At 35.0% G+C, this 20724-nt stretch carries 19 protein-coding genes and 1 other annotated feature; of the genes, 14 read left to right on the forward strand and 5 right to left on the reverse strand.

Annotated features, from left to right (window positions below; all coding sequences use genetic code 11):
* The first annotated feature begins 11 nt into the window (after positions 1-11).
* The 4 genes from AB3I00_RS05870 to AB3I00_RS05885 are packed head-to-tail and all read left to right on the forward strand — an operon-like array spanning position 12 to position 3813.
* Positions 12-1097: an ABC transporter ATP-binding protein gene (locus AB3I00_RS05870; protein ID WP_002320231.1), complete on the forward strand. Its 1086-nt coding sequence runs from the start codon at positions 12-14 to the stop codon at positions 1095-1097.
* An 11-nt stretch (positions 1098-1108) separates the two neighbouring features.
* Entirely contained in the window at positions 1109-1915 is an 807-nt protein-coding gene (locus AB3I00_RS05875; protein ID WP_002287038.1) for an ABC transporter permease, read from the forward strand.
* Positions 1916-2743, forward strand: coding sequence for an ABC transporter permease (locus AB3I00_RS05880; RefSeq protein ID WP_002308417.1), 828 nt, complete (start codon positions 1916-1918; stop codon positions 2741-2743).
* Positions 2740-3813 carry an ABC transporter substrate-binding protein gene (locus AB3I00_RS05885; RefSeq protein WP_024635601.1) on the forward strand — a complete coding sequence of 358 codons (1074 nt, stop codon included), beginning with the start codon at positions 2740-2742 and terminating at the stop codon, positions 3811-3813. Before AB3I00_RS05880 ends, AB3I00_RS05885 begins: the two co-directional genes overlap by 4 nt.
* 535 nt (positions 3814-4348) lie before the next feature.
* On the opposite strand, the gene AB3I00_RS05890 is transcribed toward AB3I00_RS05885, so the two are convergent.
* The gene (locus AB3I00_RS05890) at positions 4349-5248 is read right to left on the reverse strand and encodes a helix-turn-helix domain-containing protein (RefSeq protein WP_368024920.1); all 900 of its coding nucleotides are present in this window, start codon (positions 5246-5248) and stop codon (positions 4349-4351) included.
* A gap of 207 nt (positions 5249-5455) precedes the next feature.
* Here AB3I00_RS05890 and AB3I00_RS05895 point away from each other — a divergent pair, with 207 nt between their 5' ends.
* The 6 genes from AB3I00_RS05895 to AB3I00_RS05920 all read left to right on the forward strand — a co-directional run bounded on the left by AB3I00_RS05895 (position 5456) and on the right by AB3I00_RS05920 (position 11255).
* Complete coding sequence (locus AB3I00_RS05895) at positions 5456-6361, forward strand: PqqD family peptide modification chaperone (protein ID WP_368024921.1); 906 nt, start codon at positions 5456-5458, stop codon at positions 6359-6361.
* Between the two features lie 39 nt (positions 6362-6400).
* On the forward strand, positions 6401-6613 hold the full coding sequence (locus AB3I00_RS05900; protein ID WP_002308423.1) for a hypothetical protein: 213 nt from the start codon (positions 6401-6403) through the stop codon (positions 6611-6613).
* A 131-nt stretch (positions 6614-6744) separates the two neighbouring features.
* Positions 6745-7512 carry an ABC transporter ATP-binding protein gene (locus AB3I00_RS05905; RefSeq protein WP_002308425.1) on the forward strand — a complete coding sequence of 256 codons (768 nt, stop codon included), beginning with the start codon at positions 6745-6747 and terminating at the stop codon, positions 7510-7512.
* Complete coding sequence (locus AB3I00_RS05910) at positions 7493-8926, forward strand: hypothetical protein (RefSeq protein WP_368024922.1); 1434 nt, start codon at positions 7493-7495, stop codon at positions 8924-8926. Before AB3I00_RS05905 ends, AB3I00_RS05910 begins: the two co-directional genes overlap by 20 nt.
* Positions 8923-9624 (forward strand): thioredoxin family protein, encoded by a 702-nt coding sequence (locus AB3I00_RS05915; RefSeq protein WP_024635596.1) that lies wholly within the window; start codon positions 8923-8925, stop codon positions 9622-9624. The genes AB3I00_RS05910 and AB3I00_RS05915 overlap by 4 nt, the downstream gene beginning before the upstream one ends.
* Before the next feature lie 213 nt (positions 9625-9837).
* Positions 9838-10065: a binding site (T-box leader), on the forward strand.
* A gap of 59 nt (positions 10066-10124) precedes the next feature.
* On the forward strand, positions 10125-11255 hold the full coding sequence (locus AB3I00_RS05920) for a 5-methyltetrahydropteroyltriglutamate--homocysteine S-methyltransferase (protein ID WP_368024923.1): 1131 nt from the start codon (positions 10125-10127) through the stop codon (positions 11253-11255).
* Between the two features lie 650 nt (positions 11256-11905).
* On the opposite strand, the gene AB3I00_RS05925 is transcribed toward AB3I00_RS05920, so the two are convergent.
* Together AB3I00_RS05925 and AB3I00_RS05930 are read right to left on the reverse strand one after the other, a co-directional pair.
* Positions 11906-13519 (reverse strand): FAD-dependent oxidoreductase, encoded by a 1614-nt coding sequence (locus AB3I00_RS05925; RefSeq protein ID WP_368024924.1) that lies wholly within the window; start codon positions 13517-13519, stop codon positions 11906-11908.
* A 194-nt stretch (positions 13520-13713) separates the two neighbouring features.
* Positions 13714-15648: an ABC-F family ATP-binding cassette domain-containing protein gene (locus AB3I00_RS05930; protein ID WP_104764632.1), complete on the reverse strand. Its 1935-nt coding sequence runs from the start codon at positions 15646-15648 to the stop codon at positions 13714-13716.
* 225 nt (positions 15649-15873) lie between these two features.
* Between AB3I00_RS05930 and AB3I00_RS05935 the strand changes: the two genes are divergently transcribed.
* Positions 15874-16530: a redox-sensing transcriptional repressor Rex gene (locus tag AB3I00_RS05935; protein WP_002287746.1), complete on the forward strand. Its 657-nt coding sequence runs from the start codon at positions 15874-15876 to the stop codon at positions 16528-16530.
* Positions 16531-16603: 73 nt separating this feature from the next.
* Here the strand turns inward: AB3I00_RS05935 and AB3I00_RS05940 are convergent, their stop codons facing one another.
* Entirely contained in the window at positions 16604-16957 is a 354-nt protein-coding gene (locus AB3I00_RS05940; protein WP_002308437.1) for a thioredoxin family protein, read from the reverse strand.
* Between the two features lie 192 nt (positions 16958-17149).
* Here AB3I00_RS05940 and AB3I00_RS05945 point away from each other — a divergent pair, with 192 nt between their 5' ends.
* The 3 genes from AB3I00_RS05945 to AB3I00_RS05955 all read left to right on the forward strand — a co-directional run bounded on the left by AB3I00_RS05945 (position 17150) and on the right by AB3I00_RS05955 (position 19973).
* Positions 17150-18079 carry a permease gene (locus AB3I00_RS05945; protein ID WP_368024925.1) on the forward strand — a complete coding sequence of 310 codons (930 nt, stop codon included), beginning with the start codon at positions 17150-17152 and terminating at the stop codon, positions 18077-18079.
* Positions 18080-18089: 10 nt separating this feature from the next.
* Complete coding sequence (locus AB3I00_RS05950; RefSeq protein ID WP_368024926.1) at positions 18090-18932, forward strand: TIGR03943 family protein; 843 nt, start codon at positions 18090-18092, stop codon at positions 18930-18932.
* A 264-nt stretch (positions 18933-19196) separates the two neighbouring features.
* Complete coding sequence (locus AB3I00_RS05955) at positions 19197-19973, forward strand: LytTR family DNA-binding domain-containing protein (protein ID WP_002333150.1); 777 nt, start codon at positions 19197-19199, stop codon at positions 19971-19973.
* Between the two features lie 261 nt (positions 19974-20234).
* Here the strand turns inward: AB3I00_RS05955 and AB3I00_RS05960 are convergent, their stop codons facing one another.
* Positions 20235-20714 carry a threonine/serine exporter family protein gene (locus AB3I00_RS05960; RefSeq protein WP_002290881.1) on the reverse strand — a complete coding sequence of 160 codons (480 nt, stop codon included), beginning with the start codon at positions 20712-20714 and terminating at the stop codon, positions 20235-20237.
* Positions 20715-20724: the final 10 nt, after the last annotated feature.

Below are 20724 nucleotides of genomic sequence, written 5' to 3' on the forward strand. Positions count from 1 at the left end.
GGGGTAAAAACGTGGGGAAACCAATCATTTCATTTGATCAAGTAGTGAAAAGCTATGATGATGAAACAGTATTAAAAAAAGTAAGTTTTGAGATCGAACAAGGAAAATTTTATACACTGCTTGGTCCTTCCGGCTGTGGTAAAACAACGATCCTACGTATTATAGCTGGATTCACTGAAGCTACAGAAGGGGACATCTATTTTGAAGGGAAACGGTTGAATGATTTGCCAGCTAATAAGCGACAAGTAAACACCGTCTTCCAAGATTATGCACTTTTTCCTCATATGAATGTTTTTGATAACGTTGCTTTTGGATTGAAGATCAAAAAAATGTCCAAATCTGATATCGAAAAGAAGGTAAAAGATGCATTGCGTATGGTTCAGCTTCCTGGATATGAGAAACGGGAGATCAGTGAAATGTCTGGTGGTCAAAGACAGCGTGTAGCGATTGCACGAGCAATCGTGAACGAACCTAAAGTATTGTTACTAGATGAACCGTTATCGGCGCTTGATTTGAAACTACGTACAGATATGCAGTATGAACTGCGGGATCTGCAACAACGATTAGGGATCACGTTTATTTTTGTGACTCATGATCAAGAAGAAGCGTTGGCGATGAGTGATGAGATTTTTGTCATGAATAAAGGGAAAATCGTCCAAAGTGGTACGCCTGTAGATATTTATGATGAGCCAATCAATCATTTCGTTGCTGATTTTGTTGGGGAAAGCAATATCGTGGACGGTGTGATGATCGAAGATAATCTAGTTGAGTTTGTTGGTAAGCAATTTGAATGTGTCGATGGCGGGATGCGCCCGAATGAGCCAGTTGAAGTTGTTTTACGCCCAGAGGATTTGACGATCACGACACCAGATAAAGGAAAGCTAGTCGTAACGGTCGATACTCAGCTGTTTCGTGGTGTCCATTATGAAATCATCTGTTATGATGAACAGCAAAATGAATGGATGGTCCATTCGACGAAAAAAGCTAAAGAAGGAAGCAAAGTAGGATTGGCCTTTGAGCCAGAAGATATCCATGTCATGCGTTTCAACGAGTCTGAAGAAGAATTCGATGCACGTCTTGACAGTTACGAAGAATAGGGGGGACAAGAATGAAAACAATGCGCAGGATCTATTCCGTCCCTTATATTTTGTGGCTCGGTTTATTCGTGATCGCGCCTGTATTAATGATCATTTATCAATCTTTTTTTGATATGAATGGGCAATTCACGCTGAATAACTATCTATCTTATTTTACGTCGGGGACATCGCTTTCTATGACGATCAATTCTGTATGGTATGCATTTTTGATCACGTTTTTTACACTGATCATTAGTTACCCGACTGCTTATTTTTTAACAAAACTGAAGCACAAGCAATTATGGCTGATGTTGATTATTTTGCCTACATGGGTGAATCTGCTGCTTAAAGCTTACGCATTTATTGGAATTTTCAGTGTTCACGGCAGCGTGAATCATTTCTTTGATTTTATCGGGATCGGACCGAAACAGATATTGTTCACAGACTTCAGTTTCTTGTTCGTCGCAACGTATATCGAGATTCCATTTATGATTATGCCGATTTTCAATGCATTGGAAGAGATGAATCCTTCTTTGATCAGTGCCAGCAGAGATTTAGGAGCGAATAGCTTTGAGACCTTCCGACGAGTGATTTTTCCATTATCATTAAATGGTGTGAAAAGCGGCGTCCAAGCAGTCTTTATTCCTTCTCTTTCTTTATTCATGCTCACTCGTCTGATTGGTGGAAACCGAGTGATCACTTTAGGAACAGCTATCGAACAGCATTTCTTGGTTACGCAAAACTGGGGGATGGGTTCTACGATCGGTGTGATTTTAATCATTGCTATGTTTATCGTGATGCTCCTGACAGGCGAGAAGAAAAAAGGAGGTCGCTCATAAATGAAAAAATTTAAATGGTCGTATCTTTATTTAGGGATCGTCTTTTTATTCTTATATGCACCGATCTTCTATCTGATTTTTTATTCCTTCAATGAAGGAGGAACGATGAACAGCTTTACAGGGTTCACTTGGGAAAATTATGAAGCTGTTTTTGAAGATACTCGTTTGATCATTATCGTATTGAATACGTTCATGCTGGCTTTCTTATCTGCATTGATCGCCACGATCATCGGGACATTTGGGGCTATGGGGATCTATTACACGAAGAAACGACGTGCACGGACAGCGTTGTTGAGCATGAATAACATCTTATTAGTCTCTCCTGATGTTATTATCGGTGCTAGTTTCTTGATTTTCTTTACACTACTAGGGTTCGGATTAGGTTTTCAGAGTGTATTGCTTTCCCATATTGCTTTCAGCATTCCAATCGTCGTCTTGATGGTCTTGCCAAAATTGCAAGAAATGAACGATTCAATGGTTGATGCGGCTAGAGATCTTGGTGCGAATAATTTGCAAGTAGTCAAAAATATCATTTTGCCTTATCTTTCTCCAGGGATCATAGCTGGGTATTTTATGGCATTTACCTATTCTCTTGATGATTTTGCGGTTACGTTTTTCGTCACAGGAAATGGCTTTACGACGCTCTCAGTAGAGATTTACTCTCGTGCAAGACAAGGAATCAGTTTAGAAATCAATGCGCTAAGTGCATTAGTTTTCTTGTTCTCCATGATATTGGTCATTGGTTACTACTTCATTAGTAAAGAGAACCGTCCAAAACGGTTGAAGAAAAACAGAAGGGTACGCGAGGGGGTGGCACGGCTACGATGAAAAAATTACAATCTCTGTTTTTAGGTATTCTCATCATTATTGCGGTGCTGCTGCTTGGTGTACGTCAACTTGAAAAAACAAGTGGCATGAGTGGAGCGAAGGTACTGACGATCTATAACTGGGGGGATTATATCGATCCTAGTTTGATCACGAAATTTGAAAAAGAATATGGATACAAAGTAAATTATGAAACATTTGATTCTAATGAAGCGATGTTCACAAAGATCCAACAAGGTGGAACAAACTATGATATCGCTATTCCAAGTGAATATATGATCCAAAAAATGATCAAAGAAAAACTAGTGCTACCCTTAGATCATTCAAAGATCAAAGGATTAAATAATATCGATCCACGATTTTTAAATTTGGATTTTGATCCAGATAATCAGTATTCGATTCCATATTTTTGGGGAACTTTAGGGATCGTATATAATGATAAATTCTTTGATGCAGATCAAATCCAGCATTGGGATGATTTGTGGAAGCCGGAATTGAAAGACAGTTTGATGCTGATTGATGGTGCACGAGAAGTTATGGGGCTTTCTTTGAATAGTTTAGGCTATTCTTTGAATAGTAAGAATATGGCACAGCTGACAGAAGCAGCAAATAAATTGAATCATCTAACACCAAATGTCAAAGCAATCGTGGCTGATGAGATCAAAATGTACATGATCAATGAAGAAGCTTCCGTGGCAGTAACATTTTCTGGCGAAGCTGCCGATATGATGTGGGAAAATGAACATTTACATTACGTGATCCCACCAGAAGGGTCCAATCTTTGGTTTGATAATATCGTTATGCCAAAAACCGCGAAAAATAAAGAAGGTGCCTATGATTTCATCAACTTTATGCTAGAACCGGAAAACGCGGCACAAAATGCAGAGTATATTGGTTATTCTACACCAAACGAAAAAGCAAAAGCGTTATTGCCAAAAGACATTTCGTCGGACGAACAATTTTATCCATCTGATGACACGATCTCTCATCTTGAAGTCTACGAAGATCTAGGATCGAAATACCTAGGCATCTATAATGATCTATTCTTAGAATTCAAGATGTATCGGAAATGATGGCAAAACTCAGTAAAACTTGGGATTTATCAACCTTCTAAAAAGAGAAAAAGCGACCTATTTCTACCTGATTTTTCCAATTTTCTACCAAAAGCGGCTGAAAATTCCATAAGGTAGGGGATAATTTGATATATAGAAAGAACAATAAACAAAGTTGGTTTGATTTTTTCTGAAAATATTGTAGCAAACGTCGTCACAGTTTTTCATGTATCAGTTGGTAGGAATATGAAGACAGAAATAAAGAGAAAATAAAAAGTACTAAAGCTTCTAAATTTTTAGCTTTAGTACTTTTTAGTATCCAATTTCTCAGTTTAACTCAGAAAAAGTGAGTCCTGTAACTGATAGCTCAGTGTAATTTATTGCCTTTCAACTCCTTATTTTTGTTTATTTTAACGGAATCTATTACTACTTGGTCATTAAATATCTTCTTTTTATTCATTATTGTTGTTTCACCGTTTTTCTACATACATAATAAAAAACATAATTGTTTAAATTCACAGTGATTGTTCCCATTTTTACTACTTGCCTACAATGATTAATCTACAAAAATTATTGGTGTGATATTGTAAATAAGCTCAAATTTCTTTAAGTCGTCTTTGAAACGTTTAGATAGGTTATGTGAACCAATCATTTTTAATCCTTGAAAATATTCTAATAAATCATTTGCTCGTCCAGATTCTTCTGTTAAATGATCGAAAAGTAATTTATAAAAATTACAGTAAACACCTGTATCTCCAAAAAATAACAGTCTGTGACGAACATCAGCTATCTTCTCTAAATATTTTTTAGCTAAAACGGTTTCTTTTCGTTCGAGCATTAATAAAAAAGCATTGTTATACATACCAATCAATATGGAATGAAAAATCTCAAAATCTTTATTTTTTTCTATTTTTCTTTCAATGTCTGATAATCTACCGTTTATGTAATTTGTTTCAAAAACAAATAAAAGAGTAGTAAAGGTTGCCATTTCAAATCTTCCCCAATCATCAACAGCTTCCAAATAATTTTTTAACTCGGATAGATATTCTTTATCAGAGTTGTTTAGTTTTCTTTCGCTATCTGCTAATTGATACCAACCGATCGTCTTAGCGACTAAGTAATTTCTGATGTCTACTATGTTGTTTGTATCTTTAGCTTTTTCTCGAAGTGTTCGTAATGTATGGTGAAAATTTGATTTATCTTCTCTGAGTTTTCTTATTAGTTTCTTTAAACTCCAATTTTTTTCTCTTACATTATCTTTATCTAAATAAAAAATAAATTCATCTAAACTCAGATTCATTCTTTCCAATAATTCAATCAAAACAAAAAAGGGTATCCTTGTTCTGCCATTTTCGTATTTTACAAACGTTTCTCTAGTTATTATTCCCTTTGATAACTCTTTTTGAGAAAGCCCTCTTTCTACACGGAGTTTTCTCAATAATTTATGAATTTCCATATTTCCTCCGTTATTTTAATTTTTATGATGTGAAAATTTTGACCATAATTTAAATTTCTGTTTCTTAGCTACTATAATAACACATAAATAAAACATGCAAAGAACAAAACAAAGAGGTGGTGAAAATATGTTTGCTATTTTTTTTAAATCATTCAAAGATTGGTTCATTGATGTTCGCTGATTTTTTAAGGGTAAGGAGAAAATTTTTTGATAAATGAAAAGATAAGAAATGTGATTTTTTTCAATGATAACACAATTTTTAGTTTTGATATTTTTATACATCCAGAGATTTATATAGAAAATCAAAGAATATTTGATAAAAGAATTCCCAAATTGGAAATGATAGTAGATTCAATAGGATTGCTAATTTGCAATAAATTAATAGAAACCAAGAAAATCAGTTTGAAAGAACTATTTCAATGGTTTCAAGAAGAATTTCCTGATGTGCCAAAAGAAAATTTAAAAAAAGACCTAGTAGTTTTTCTACAAGCCTTAAATAATAGGGGGATTATCAATTATACACTTCCTAAAAGAACCTCTATTAAAGAAAAAATCTCTTGTAGTATTAAAAAAATTCAAAAAAATTTGCGAAGCAGTCATAGTATTCATAACGAAAAAACGTTAAAAATTTTCTTGGAAGTGTGCTTTCATGTTTTAAAAGAGAATTTCCCAATAATTACTTTCATATGTGGAGTAAATTTATTATGTTTACTTTTTCTGTTCTTATCTTTTCAAGAAATTCGTTTAGAGTTTTTATGGATTCTATTCCCAGCTTTTTCCTATCTCGTTTTGCTAATGAGCATCATACTTCATGAAACCACTCATTTGATTTTATATAGGAAGATCACTCATCATAATCACGGGTATTTATCAATAAAAACTTTATCTATGTCAATTGTTAGAGAAAAAGTATTAGATAGAAAATCAAATATCCTCATTACGTTTTCAGGAGCGTTTTTTGTTTTCTTTTTAGGTGTTCTACTCTATTTCTTATCAGATAATTTGTGGATAAGAATACCTGCTTTTATTTTTATGTCTCACATTATCAATTTATTGCCCTTTTTTGGTGACGGACATACGATTATTACAGAACTACTAAATTCTAATGATTAGTAGTTTTGAAATGATAAAAAAATTAAAGGAGATTCTATTATGGATTATTCAGCACCAACTATTACAAGTCAAAATATTTATTTGGCAGAAGATCAAGTTGTTTGGTATACCGTTGCAATTGCTATTCTTCTATTACTTGCTGTTACAATTGTTGCGGCTTGTGTTTTGTATTGCTTGACTAAAGGGAAGAGTTTCACTGGTTCTTGGAGTTATGTAAACGGAAGTGGGTCTGTAAGACTGGGCTGTAAGTAGCAATTACTGTCTACGATCATTTATTTAGCCCATGTGAAAGTATGCAATTTGTTAGAAGCTATCCATATCTTTATTTAATCGGATAGCTTTTCTTTTGTTTAATCAATTCTATTGGATGTAGAGGATAAAATATGTTAGCTATTAATGATTTAAATAAAATATACAAAAACTCTGAAAATGGAGTAAAAGAAATTTCTTTTCAAATTTCAAAAGGAGAAATTCTTTGTTTGGCAGGACCGAATGGTTCAGGAAAAACAACTTTACTAAATTCTATTCTCGGAATAATAAAGAAAGACAAAGGAAGTATTTCTTTATTTGGACAAAATGTTGATAATGATGCTATAAAAAATAGATTTGCCTATATTTCTGATGAAATTATCTTAATCGAGGAATTGACAGGTTTTGAGTACCTTGCATTTATAAAAAGTATGTATAAGGGAATCAATAAGAACCAGATTATTACATTATTAAAAATATTTGATTTGGAAAAAGATATAGACAAGCTAATCAGTTCTTATTCTCACGGTATGAAGAAAAAGTTGCAGATTATTTCAATGATTATGAAACCATTTGACGTCTTAGTTTTAGACGAACCCTGTAGAGGATTAGATGTCGAAGCTGTTTATGTTCTGAAAAAAATAGTGGATTCGTTTAAACGCAAGGGGAAAATGATACTTATTACTAGTCATGATTTACTCTTTATTGAAGAAATATGTGACAAAATTTTAATTTTAACTCGTGGAATAGTAGTAGGAGGTGGTACTCCTGAAGAAATCAAATCCCAATATAAAAAAAATAAAATAGAAGAGGCATTTCTTGAGGCGGCATTTTTGAAAGAAAGGGAGAATGAAATTGATTGTTATCTTGAAGATTATTTCGATGTTATCGAAAGTATATAGAAATAAAATCAATCAAGTTCTAAATTCAAAAGAAAAGAGAATTGGAATGTTTCTTTCTGTTTTTATCATAATCGGAATTTCTGCTTTACTAGCAAATATTCTAACACATGATGTTGTATCTATTTTTTTAAATGGGAATTTAGAGATACTTTATTCTGCAAATTTAACCTATTTAATATCGCTATCAATCTTTACTTTTTCTCTTTTTATTGTTTTAAAATTTCTTGATCCAGATGAATCTAAAATTTTAAAAAACTTGGATAGGTTGCCTATATCTAAATTAGCTATGTATATTGGATATTATTCTTTTCCGTTAAGCATACAGGTAGCAATACCTTCTATCTTATTTTCTATAATTATCATTCCACAACTTGTAACAAATGGAATATCAGTTTCTCTGTCATTAAGAATAGCAGGAATTTTCTTATTACAATCAATATTTATCACTTTATTAATGAATTTGTCTTATAATATTTTATTTTTTTTAGGAATACGCATGAAAATTCCCTTTGCTAAAAGTGTTTCTTTATTGGTGCAAACGATTATTATATTGAGAATTGTTGTTACTTTGCTTGAAAATATTCAAAATATCTTACTAAATTACGAAACATTTTCTTATAATATCTTATTCTGGAACTTGGGATTTTTAGGTCATATTATTTTAGAGAATACCTTTTCTGTTAATCTTTTACTTCTTGTTTTAGTAGAATTAGTAATGTTTATTGCTTGTATCCATAGTTTTGCTTTGCTTTCTTCCATTCAAGATAAAAATGAATATCAATCAAAAGTATTTGCTAAAATCAATAATTCCAAAAGCTTAAATATTAGTCTTATTCTTAAAGATATGAAATTATTGTTACGCTCTGAAAATACAATTCTTTTAATTCTTCTACTATTAGGATTAAATACCTTTACACTACTGAGTCATCTTCCAATATTAGGTATTCTTATTAAGATAGATGCAGGCTTGTTAGGTACACTTGGTTTTCTGAGTTATGGCGTTGATGAAAAGATGTTAAGTTTTTATAGAATTTTAGGAGTTAAGAGAAGTCAATATTTTTTAGGGAAGTTTATCAGCACATTTGTTGTTACCTCTTTCTTCTTTTTATTAATGCTTCTTTTTAAAGTTCCAAGTTTAAGAGAATGCCTTTTTGGTTTAGGAATTTTAGCAACTTCTACTCTTAGTTCTATTATTTTGGGTGTTTTCTTTCCATACAGTAAAGAAAATCCATTATCGCAAACTAGCCTTATATTGGTTTGTGTACTAGGCTTATTTCCGATTACTTATTTAATTAACCTTTTTAATAGTTATTCTAGTATTATCCAAATCACATTAGTAACAATTTTTATTGTTACTGGTTTTATCATAACAAATCACGTATTTAATACTAAATGGGAGAAAGAACGACTATGAAAAAAATAATTCTTGACATCTTTAAATATAGCGGCGTTTCATTTTTTGCAACATTTTCAATTCTAGTTGCGTTGATAATTCCTAATGGAGTAAATAGTTTTTTAAACGGAACAACTTTTCAGGCACCATTGAACCTGTTAACTATATCAGGAATTGCAAATGGCTCTGAAAATTCATTAGAAATACATTTTACACGAATCTTTTTTTGGCAAATATTACTTTTATATACTTGTTTGACATTTATGATTTTTGGAATAGTGTATGCTAAAAAAAATAAAAAAGCTGTTTATTTGGTAATATCATTAGCAGCAATGGTTACACTTGTATTAGGTTCTACTCAATTATCAAGAATTCAACAGGAGCCTTTAAAAACAACTACAATTCAAGGTATAGACTCTATCATGGATAGTAAGGGGAATAGTATTGTTTACATTGGTAGAGAAAATTGTCCAGACTGTATATTATATAAACCAAAATTAATTTCTTATTTGGAAAAGGAAAAACTAGAAATTAATTACCTAGATACTACTGGAAATAAAACCGATGTTGATAATTTCAGAAAATATTATAATAAATTAGGTGTCGAAAGTATTCCTGCTGTAATTTTTATAAAAAATGGTAAAGTAGAACGCATCTTATATGGGGATAAGGAAGCTGAAAATATAGAACGTACCATAAAACTTTTTAAAACCTCATAAGACGGAAATAATGAAGAAATCAGCAAATTTGCATAACTATAATAAAAAGGACCTAGTTTTGATGGGAAATTTTTCAAAACTAGGTCCTTTTTATGTAGTTGAAACGGGTATAATTATTTTAAGGAAGTGATCTAAAGATAACAAATTAGTTTTTGTTTGTTCTTATCCCCTATTGACTTTTCTTTCAAACATGCTATTCTAATTTTATTCTAATAGTATCCGATGAGAAGGAAAGTAGACAGGAAATGGTTCAAGAGAGGCTTTGATTGGTGTAAAAAGCTAGAAGTTGACTGTCGAAAATGGCCTTAGAGGATTTTTTGTCGAAAGGTAGGCAAAAACGAACAGTCTTTCGTTACCAAGACCACTGATTTTATTGTCAGGCTGAGAGAAAGAATGTTTTTTCTGAAAAAAGGTGGTACCACGAGTATAATCGTCCTTTTACTAGTATTTGCTAGTAAAAGGATTTTTTTTTACAAAAAACAAAGAAAAGAGTGAGTGAAATGAGCAAAAACAAACCATTTACAGTAGATCATGTCGGAAGTTTCTTACGTCCGCAATCGATCAAAGAAGCAAGAAAAAAAGTTCAAGAAGGCTTACTTTCAAAAGAAGAACTTCGTACAATCGAAGATCAGGAGATAAAGAGATTAGTAGAAGATCAAAAAGCAGTGGGCATCAAAGGAATTACGGATGGCGAATTTCGGCGCGGATTTTGGCATCTTGATTTTTTAGAAGAACTAAATGGTATCGAAGGCTATGTTCCAGAAACTGGATATAATCAAACATTCCACGGGAAAGCAGCTCCAGCTTATAATATTCGGGTAGTAGATAAATTATCTTTCAATCCAAACCACCCATTTTTAAAAGATTTTGCTTTTCTGAAAGAAGTAGTGGAAACAGATGATACTTTTGTCGCAAAGGCAACGATCCCTAGTCCCACGATGATTTTACGACAAGAGATTCTATCTAACGATGGTTCTTCAAAAATCAATGAGATCTATCCTGATCTATCTGATTTTTATGAGGACTTGTCATCTACTTACAAAGCAGCCATCCATGCTTTTTATGAAAAAGGTTGTCGCTATTTGCAATTCGATGATACAAATTGGGCGTTTTTAGCTGATCAAACTAAAAGAGAAACACTTCTTCAAAAAGGAATTGATCCGAAAGAAATGGCCCATATTTGTACAGAGATTATCAATAACGCACTGGAAGACAAACCAGAAGATTTGACGATCACGACACATATCTGCCGTGGTAATCACGCTTCTTCTTGGCTGTTCTCCGGTGGATATGAACCCATTGCAGAAGAGTTGTTTTCAACGAATTATGATGGTTTCTTTTTGGAATACGATTCTGAACGAGCAGGTGATTTTACCCCTTTAAGACATTGGAATAACAAAGAAAGTAAAGTCGTTTTAGGATTAGTTACTTCTAAGTTTCCAGATTTGGAAGATACGGAGAAGATAAAAGAACGAATAAAAGAAGCACAACAATTTATACCGTTGGAAAATCTAAGTATCAGTCCTCAATGTGGGTTTGCTTCAACAGAAGAAGGAAACCATTTAACAGAAGAAGAACAATGGAAGAAAATCCAATTATTGCAGCAAGTCGCAAAAGAAGTTTGGCTATAAAAATGTGAGGCTTGGCAAAAAAAAGCGTCCCAAAAAGTCGCCTTTTCATGGAGTGGAGAAATCCACTCTTTTTTATTTACCTTTTATATTATTTATTTGTTAAATAAATAGGAACAAAAAAATTAAATTACTTAATACACACATTAGGGATCATTCATTGAAGGATTAGAAGACAACGAGGATGGCGAAAAATATGATTACAATAGAAAAGTCGTTCTAAACAAATCAGTTCCTAGTATCACACAACGCAAGCCAGTCGATTTGGTGAGATTAGAGGAGTGAAAGCAAACTTTATTATATAAGAAAAAATATTCGAAAGGGATGCTAGTTTAGGTACTAGTGCTGATGAATTAATATTATGCCTCGTAATATTAGGCGTAGTTACTCTAGAGACATCACTATGGACTATGATTTGTCTCAGAGTCACAACATGTTTTTTTATGAAAAGAAACGCCTAAAATAACCAAACTGCGGGATGTTTAAACTTTCTTAAACTATAACCTAATAAATGTGAAGAAATAATGCACAATTTCTTCACATTTATCTTCTATTCTATATACATACCAACCAACAACCCTATATACTTTTTCATTTTTACTCCTCAAGTAAAAATAACTCCTAGACCGCGGCTACCCACCGCGGTCGTTTTTTTATTCTTCGATCAAAATCGCTTTGATACCCAAACCTGACAAGATTCGTGCAGAAGTATAAGTATTCAATCCTCTTCTAAAAGTAATGTAAACTTTTTTATCTTTTGGGATTTCATTGATTCGATCTCGTAATTCATTCATTGGAATATTTTTTGTTGCCGAGATACTGCCAGAAGGTGCTTTATTAGGTTCACGTATATCTAAAAAGAATGCTTCTTTCAAATCGTTTTCGGGTATATCGCCTGCTTTGATTGTTTCTACGATATTTGTCATTTGATTGATTGCGACATAACCAGCTATATTCAGCGGGTCACGGGTAGTAGAATATGGGGGAGAGTAAGGCAACTCAAGATCGGGCAAATCAAAGACTGTCAAGTTTCCGGTGATCGCTACAGAAAGTTCTCCCATCCGTTTATCGACGCCCTTTTCTCCAAATGCTTGTCCACCTAAAATCCGACCGCTATCTGCATCAAAAATCAGCTTTAGATTTAATCTTGTAGCTCCTGGATAGAAATAGGCATGGTCAAAAGGAGTGATAAAAACAGTTTTGTAATTCGTTATGCCTGATGCTCTTAGTGCATGTTCTGTCATTCCAGCATAACTTGCTGTATGATCAAAGATTTTTGCGACACCCGCACCAATATATCCGCGATAGCGCATAGGCGTACCATTTAAAATATCTGCCAGCATGTGTCCTTGACGATTGGCCGCACTGGAAAGCATACTTTGAATCGGCTGCCCAGTCACTACACTAGTCGTTTCGATAATATCGCCAATCGCATAGATGTCCGGAAGATTGGTTTGTAACTGGTCATCAACAATGATCTGTCCTGTATCAGTTAATTGTATGCCGGCTGCTTTCACCACTTCATTATTCGGAGAAACGCCAACAGCAAAGACAAGCATATCAGTGGAAAGGACGGAGCCATCTGATAATACTAATTCTCGACCTTTTTCACGGATCTCAGTAACTGTTGTTTCTAAATGAACGGTTAGTCCTTCTTTTAGCAATTTGTCATAAACTAGATCAGCGATTTCTGGATCATAAGGGAAAGCGACTTGCGGCAATTGATCGATTAAAGTCACGTCTAAGCCGCGATGCTTGAAATTCTCAGCTAATTCCAGACCCATGACACCTGCGCCAAGAATGACGACATGTTGTGGATCTTTTTCTTCCAGGAACGATTTGATTCGATCCGCATCCGTCACACTGCGAAGGACAAAGCCGTTTTCTGCTTCAAAAACTCCGGGAATATCTGGGTAAGCTGGTCTAGCACCAGAAGAGATGATCAACTTATCGTAATCCGTTTCTATCTCTTTATTTGTAGATAGGTCTTTAACTAGTAATCGCTTAGCGGAAGGATCGATTGCTGTTACTTCGTGTTTAGTAAATACGTCGATGTTGTTTTTTGTTTTCAATATTTCTGTTGTACGTTCGATCAGCGAGTCACGGTCCGTGATCACACCACCTAAATAATAAGGCAAAGCACAACTTGCGTAAGAAATATTCTCTCCGCGTTCATAGATAATGATTTCGTGTGCTTCATTCAATCGACGGAGTCTAGTGGCAAATGAAGGACCGCCAGCTACACCGCCAATGACAACAACTTTCATAAAAACATCTCCTTTTCTATGTTGATCGTACTATGTTATGGCAAAAAACAGCAAATAATTGTGCCGGAAAATTATTGTTTATTTTGTCAGTAGAGAAAAATAGTAAGAAAAAAGAGAACGGTTTCGCTATGTTTCTGCATAAAAAAGAAAGAGGCTATGACAACACGGCTGTCACAACCTCTTTCCATTGGCTTTTAATTCTCGTATTCTTCTAATTCCAAGCTTAGTTCTTCCCATTCCGACAATTTTGTTTCTTGATCTTGTCTAGCTGATTCTAAAGCTTGGTTCAGCTCATTGAGTTTTACGTGATCTTCCAGATTTTCTGGTGCGACCATTTCTTGTTCCAACCGATCGATCCATTCATCGATCCGCGTCATTTCTTCTTCAATCTGAGTGATTTTTCGTTGAAGGCTGCGGATAAGCTTTTGCTGTTCTTTGCTCTGATAATAATCGGATTTATTCGTAGGAGCAGGAGCGGATTCTGGCTCATCTTGTGCCAATAATTCGGCGATTTCTTCTTCTTCTTGTTTTTTCTCTAAATAATAATCATAGTCTCCAAGATAGACTTTACTGCCATTTTCAGAGAGTTCGACGACTTTTGTCGCGATCCGATTGATAAAATATCGGTCATGGGAAACAAAAAGCAGTGTGCCATCGTAATCGATCAATGCATTTTCTAATACTTCTTTGTTGTCAATATCTAAATGGTTTGTTGGTTCATCCAAAATCAAAAAATTTTCTTTGTTCATCGCTAGCTTGGCTAAAGCAACCCGTGCTTTTTCACCGCCGCTTAACAGAGGAATTGGTTTTTCTACATCTTCGCCAGAAAATAAGAAAGCACCTAAAGCACTTCGAATGTCTTTTTCAGGAGTGGTAGGATGCTCATCCCACAATTCTGCTAGAATCGTCTTGTTTGTATGCAGATCAGCTTGCCCTTGATCATAATAGCCGATGGTGACATTTGTCCCTAGCGTTTCTTTGCCACGGATAAAAGGGATCTGGTGGATGATCGATTTCAGCAACGTCGATTTTCCGATACCATTCGGACCTACTAGAGCAATCGCTTCTTGTCGGCGGATATCCAAATTGATTGGTTCAGATAAGGTGACATCATCATATCCGATAGCGGCATCTTCGATTTGCAAGACAACATTTCCAGAAGGTTTTTCTATACTGAAAAGAAAGTTTGCTTGTTTCTCATCCCCTTGAGGACGATCCAGACGTTCCATTTTTTCTAATGTCTTTCTGCGACTTTGCGCCCGTTTAGTGGTAGAGGCACGAACAAGATTCCGAGCAACGAAGTCTTCTAATTTGTGGATCTCTGTCTGCTGCTTTTCATAAGCCTTCCATTCACTTGTCAGCTGTTCTGCTTTCAAGTCTAGATACTTCGAGTAGTTGCCTTTGTAATGGCGCATTTTTCTTCTGCTTAGTTCATAAACTTCATTGACTACTTTGTCTAAGAAATAACGGTCATGTGAAACAATCAGTAATGCACCGGTATAGCTTTGCAGATAATTTTCAAGCCAGGAAAGTGTCTCGATATCCAAGTGGTTCGTGGGTTCGTCTAGAATCAAAATGTCAGGGTGTTGCAAAAGCATGCGAGCTAAAGCTAAACGTGTACGCTGTCCACCTGATAAAGTATCGATTTTCTGGTCATAAAAGGAAGAATCGAATTTAAAACCATGCAATACGGAACGAATTTCATTTTCATAACCATAGCCGTTTCGATCCGAAAAATCGTGTTGCAGGCGATCATATTCTTTTAAATAAGAAGTATAAGCGGGTGTATCTGGCGTACCTTCGCTAATGAAAATCTCTAGTTCGCGCATCCGCTGTTCCATTTGTCTAACTTGTTCAAAAGCTTTCAGCATCTCGTTCCACACTGTTTCATTGGAATCAAGTCCTGTGTCCTGAGCGAGGTATCCGAGAGTCGCTGTTTTATTTTTAGCAATCTTTCCTTCATCTGGTGCTTCAATTCCAGCAATGATCTTCAATAAAGTCGATTTTCCAGCGCCATTTCTGCCAACTAAAGCGACACGAGCGCCTGTACTGATTTCTAAATGTATGTTTTCAAATAAGACTTCTGCACCAAAATGGCGAGCAATCTGATTGGCTTGTAATAATATCATGGAATCCTCTTTTCTACTTTGTGAATTCTCCTCAAATAAAAAACTATTTTTCAATTAGTAGTCTACCATAAATTCCATCATACTGCGAGATTTGCAGAAATGATAAATAAATGAATAAAGAATAAAATTTCACAATATCTGAGCAATGGAATTGATTTTTTCCTATAAATACTGCTATGATGGAGAAATCAAAGATGTAATTAGACAATACGTGGAGGTCATTTCGTGAAAGATCATATTATTCCAAAGGCGACAGCTAAAAGACTGCCTTTGTATTATCGTTATTTAAGGATTTTAAATAATGCTGGAAAGAAAAAAGTGTCTTCAACTGAATTAAGTGAAGCCGTTCAAGTAGATAGCGCAACGATCCGTCGAGATTTTTCTTATTTTGGCGAATTAGGAAAACGTGGGTATGGGTATGATGTAGAAGATCTTATGCACTTTTTTGCGAAGACATTAAATGATGATCAATTGACAAATGTTGCGCTGATTGGTGTAGGGAACTTGGGAAGTGCTTTACTAAAATATAAATTCCATCAAAGTAATAGCATACGTATCAGTTGTGCTTTTGATGTGAATGAAGAAATCGTTGGACGCATCGTAGACGGTATCCCCGTTTATCCAATGGAAGATATGTCGGAACAAATCAAGATCCAGCAAATCGAAGTAGCGATTTTAACGATTCCCGCTGAAAGAGCACAAGAAGTAGTCAATCAGTTAACGGAAGCAGGAATCAAAGGAATCTTGAACTTTACCGCTGCTCGATTGAATGCTCCGTCAGATGTATTGATCCAAAATGTTGATTTGACGAATGAATTGCAAACCTTGATCTATTTCTTGCATTCTGACGCAAATGCGCATTCCGAAAATACAGCAGAATAAAAATAAAAAGCGATTGAACAAATGAAGGCAAAACTTTCACTTGTTCAATCGCTTTTTTCTGTTTGGATAATGATTATTCTGTTCGAAAGATTTCTTCATAAGAAAGAGAATCATCTTCTGCTGTCAGTTCGTCTAGTAAATGCCGGATTTTTTTAAAGTCGATGAACCGCGCTTGCCGAAAGACCTCTTTTCCTTGATGAAAAATCAGAACAACTGGCGCAGTCAATACTTCAAATCTGCTAGCTACTTCTGGTGTTTCGAATGCATCCAAATGAAGTGCTGGAATATCATAATGGGTGAGCAGCTCCTCCAATCGTGGACGAACAGCGTGACAAACACTGCAATTAGGCATCGAAAGATAAACGATGGCAACGGATGATTGTTGCAGTATGTCTTGAACTTCAGACAAGTTAGTGGTTTGTTTCATTTTCATTCTCCCTTTTGTAATAGAAGTGATATGTACGAGACCTTAATTTAATGGGAATAATAGAAAAAGTCAATTGAATTGCTTCGATAAAAAATAAGAGTTGTGTAAAAATTGACAGAGCAACTTGTTTTTTTTTGAATAAAAGCGTATATTTGCAAAGCGAATGAACTAGAAATGAAAAGGAGGAAACTCATGTTTTCTTTTATTCCCAATTCGGTTTTGCAGATGAGTACGATTTTCTTATCGATCGTTATCGAAGCATTGCCCTTTGTACTATTAGGTTGTCTTATCTCAGGCGCCTTACAAGTATTTTTGACCCCAGAACGTGTGAAGCGATGGCTTCCTGAAAATCGTATATTCTCTATTTTTACTGGTTCGATCTTAGGATTTTTCTTTCCTTCATGTGAATGCGGCATCGTACCTATCGTTCATCAGTTTGTAAAAAAAGGCGTGCCGGTCCACACAGCATTTGCTTTTATGCTGACAGCGCCAATCATCAATCCAATCGTGATTTTTTCCACGTTTATCGCATTTGGCAATTCTTGGCAGATGGCAAGCTGGCGGGTGATAGGCAGCTTTTTTGTTGCCCTTGTGATTGGTGTCTGGCTTGCCTATTTTCAAAAAGACGCTGTATTGAAAGAAAAAATCTCCTCTAAAGTAGCAGAAGATCACCACCATCATGTCAATGAAGAAGAACACAGTGATAAGAATGAACCAAAAAATCGGCTGATCCATCAAACGGGGCATGTGTTGACACATTCAATCGATGAATTTTTTGATACAGGTCGTTATTTGATCATTGGTGGGTTAATCGCAGCTGCGATGCAGACTTATTTACCAACTAGAGTGATGCTAACGCTCGGCTCAACAAAGATTTTAGCCATCATTATCATGCTGTTATTAGCTTTTACGATGTCTCTTTGTTCAGAAGCAGATGCGTTTATCGGGTCTTCATTGTTAAGTCTGTTCGGCACAGCACCTGTAGCTGCCTTTTTGGTCTTTGGTCCAATGGTCGATATCAAAAATCTATTGATGATGAAACGATATTTTACAGGACGTTTTATTCTATCGCTGATCGGACTGATTGCCCTTAGCGTTGTTGGATTCACATTATTTATCTAGGAGGAAAAATATGCTGCGGTTTTTGATTTTATCTGGCTATTTCGAATTGATGATGTATTTGCAAGTTTCTGGCAAACTTGATCAATATATCAATGTCCACTATCGTTATTTAGCTATTCTTTCGATGATTTTATCTGCTCTTTTGGCTTTAGTTCAGCTGTATTTGTGGGTCAAAAACGGAAAAGCAGAGGAAGAGACGCACGAGTATGATCATAATCATGACCATGGGTTATCGAAACCTTATCAACGTGGGATCGCCTACGTACTGCTTGCTTTGCCAGTGATCGTTGGTACATTGTTTCCAACAGTTAGTCTGGATACTACGATCGTAGAAGCCAAAGGATTTAATTTTCCGGTAAGCAAAGAATCAGTAGGGGACCCGGAGATGCAGACGCAATACCTAAAGCCAGATACAAGTATTTATTTCAACAAATCAGACTACTTAGACCAAATGAATGAACTGAAAGAGAAGTATGGGGATAAGCAGACTATCGAGATCACAGATGAAAATTATTTAGAAGTCATGGAGCTAATCTATAATTACCCTAGCGAATTCATTGGTAAAAAAATCAGCTATGAAGGATTTGTTTACCAAACACCGAACGATAGCAATGCAGATGTCTTCTTGTTCCGATTCGGTATTATCCATTGTGTGGCAGATTCAGGAGTCTTTGGCTTGTTAACACATATGCCTGAAGGAGTAACGGTTAAAAATGATGAGTGGTATAAAATAGAAGGAACCATCCAATCGGACTATTATCAACCATTCAAGCGTGAAATTCCATCTGTAGTTGTGACAAACGCAGAGAAAGTCGCTGCTCCGAAAAATCAGTATGTGTATCGTTCTTTTTAAAAGAAAAAAATAAATGAACATAGCTCAGACAGTTGACGTGTAAGGACGTCGGTTGTCTGGCTTTTTTTGTATGAGATATTTGACTATTTGATATGTTTTGTAAAATGATATTTATTTTAGAAGTTGCATGCTGAATGTAGTTAATAGCGGTTTCAAAGGTGTTGGAAAAGATTGTGAAGAGAATTACAATTTATTCCTAACATGTATGTTGAAAAGTTGTATGAAATGATTTTGATAGTAAAATATCGAGTGGAGGTAATTTGTATGATAACACGTATATTTATTTTGGATGACAGTTTGGTTTTTGAAAAAATGATAGAAGATATTTTGGAAGAATCCAGAAATTTACTGATTCCTTGGAATTTCGAGATAATCAAGGGATTGAACGTCATGCAGTTTGTTGAATTTGTCAAAAACAATGACATTCGTTCATCGGATATTTTTTTTCTTGATATCGATTTGAACGCTTATCACAGCGGGATTGAACTAGGAGAAATGCTTAGAGAAAAGAACGCGAAGTGTAAAATTGTTTATTTGACCTCTCATCCGAATAAAGCAATAGCTGTTATTAACCGAAATATTACGCCTAGCGGGTATTTGATAAAAGAATTCACTTATGAAAAAAATAAAAAAAACATCCAAAGTTACTTATTGAAAGAAAAAGAGAACGAGCCTGTTCAACAAGCGAACAAAAAAAAGTGGACGTCTGTTCGTTATGGCAATAGCGATCATTATATCCATTACGATGAGATTCTTTATCTAATGAGCATGCCAGGCTATAAAAATAAGATAGGCTTGGTATTGAAAGACGAAGAGACACTCATAAACGGCACAATAAAAAAATATAAAAAAACACTGGAATATGAGTATTTATGTAAAGATTTAAAAGCCTACATCATTAATACTGAAAACATTACATCTATTAGCCGAGTAAATGAAGTAGTAACGTTTACGAATGGAGAACAACTAGAGATGGGTAAGAGAAGTATTGATAAACTAAAGAAATTTATTCAAGAAAAGATAAGGAATGAATCATTTTAAAAAATTAAAAATAAAGGATCATATCTCACTTTTTAGTAAACAGACTTAAGTTAATCATGCAAGTTCCTTCTTCCATTTTGTTTCTCTAATACTCGGACCAAGATGCTGATCTCACCCCTTCTACTAAACAGTGTTCCAGAAGTAGTTTCTTCGAAAAATAAGACAGGATTCACAAAAATTTAAGAAGCGATTTTCGTGAATCCTGTCTTATTTCGTGAAGCTAATCACTTCTGTCACAACCTTTTCTTTGTTACACTTCGTTTATTTAAAAAGCCGTTTTTTTCGTTTCAACATGATGGCATCACGCTTTACTTTGAAGTTGCGGATGTTATGGTTAAAGACTTCCGATAATACGAGACCTAAAGCAATTGCTCCAGCTATCATGATTGCTTGGACCGCATAATGAGCTGCTTCTTGATAGGATTCAGTAACGAGATTCCGAACCGCTTGATAAGCCAAACCACCCGGAACTAAAGGAACCATCCCAGGAATATTGAAAATCGTTACAGGCATTCTCAAACGCTTAGAGAAAAGATCACTGATGAATGCAACTCCTAAAGAGCCAAGCAATGAACCGAAAGCAGCAGATCCGCCCATTTGAACACAGATCCAGTAGATCATCCAGCCGAAAGCACCAGAAAGACCACAACAAATCAATGAACGCCTAGGGACATTTGTAACAATGGCAAATGCCGCAGTCGCTAAAAAACTAAAAGAAAATTGAATAAATATCGTGCCCATACTCGTGCTC

Origin of the sequence: Enterococcus sp. C76, from assembly GCF_040886985.1 — a bacterium.
Classification (GTDB): Bacteria; Bacillota; Bacilli; order Lactobacillales; family Enterococcaceae; genus Enterococcus_B; species Enterococcus_B lactis.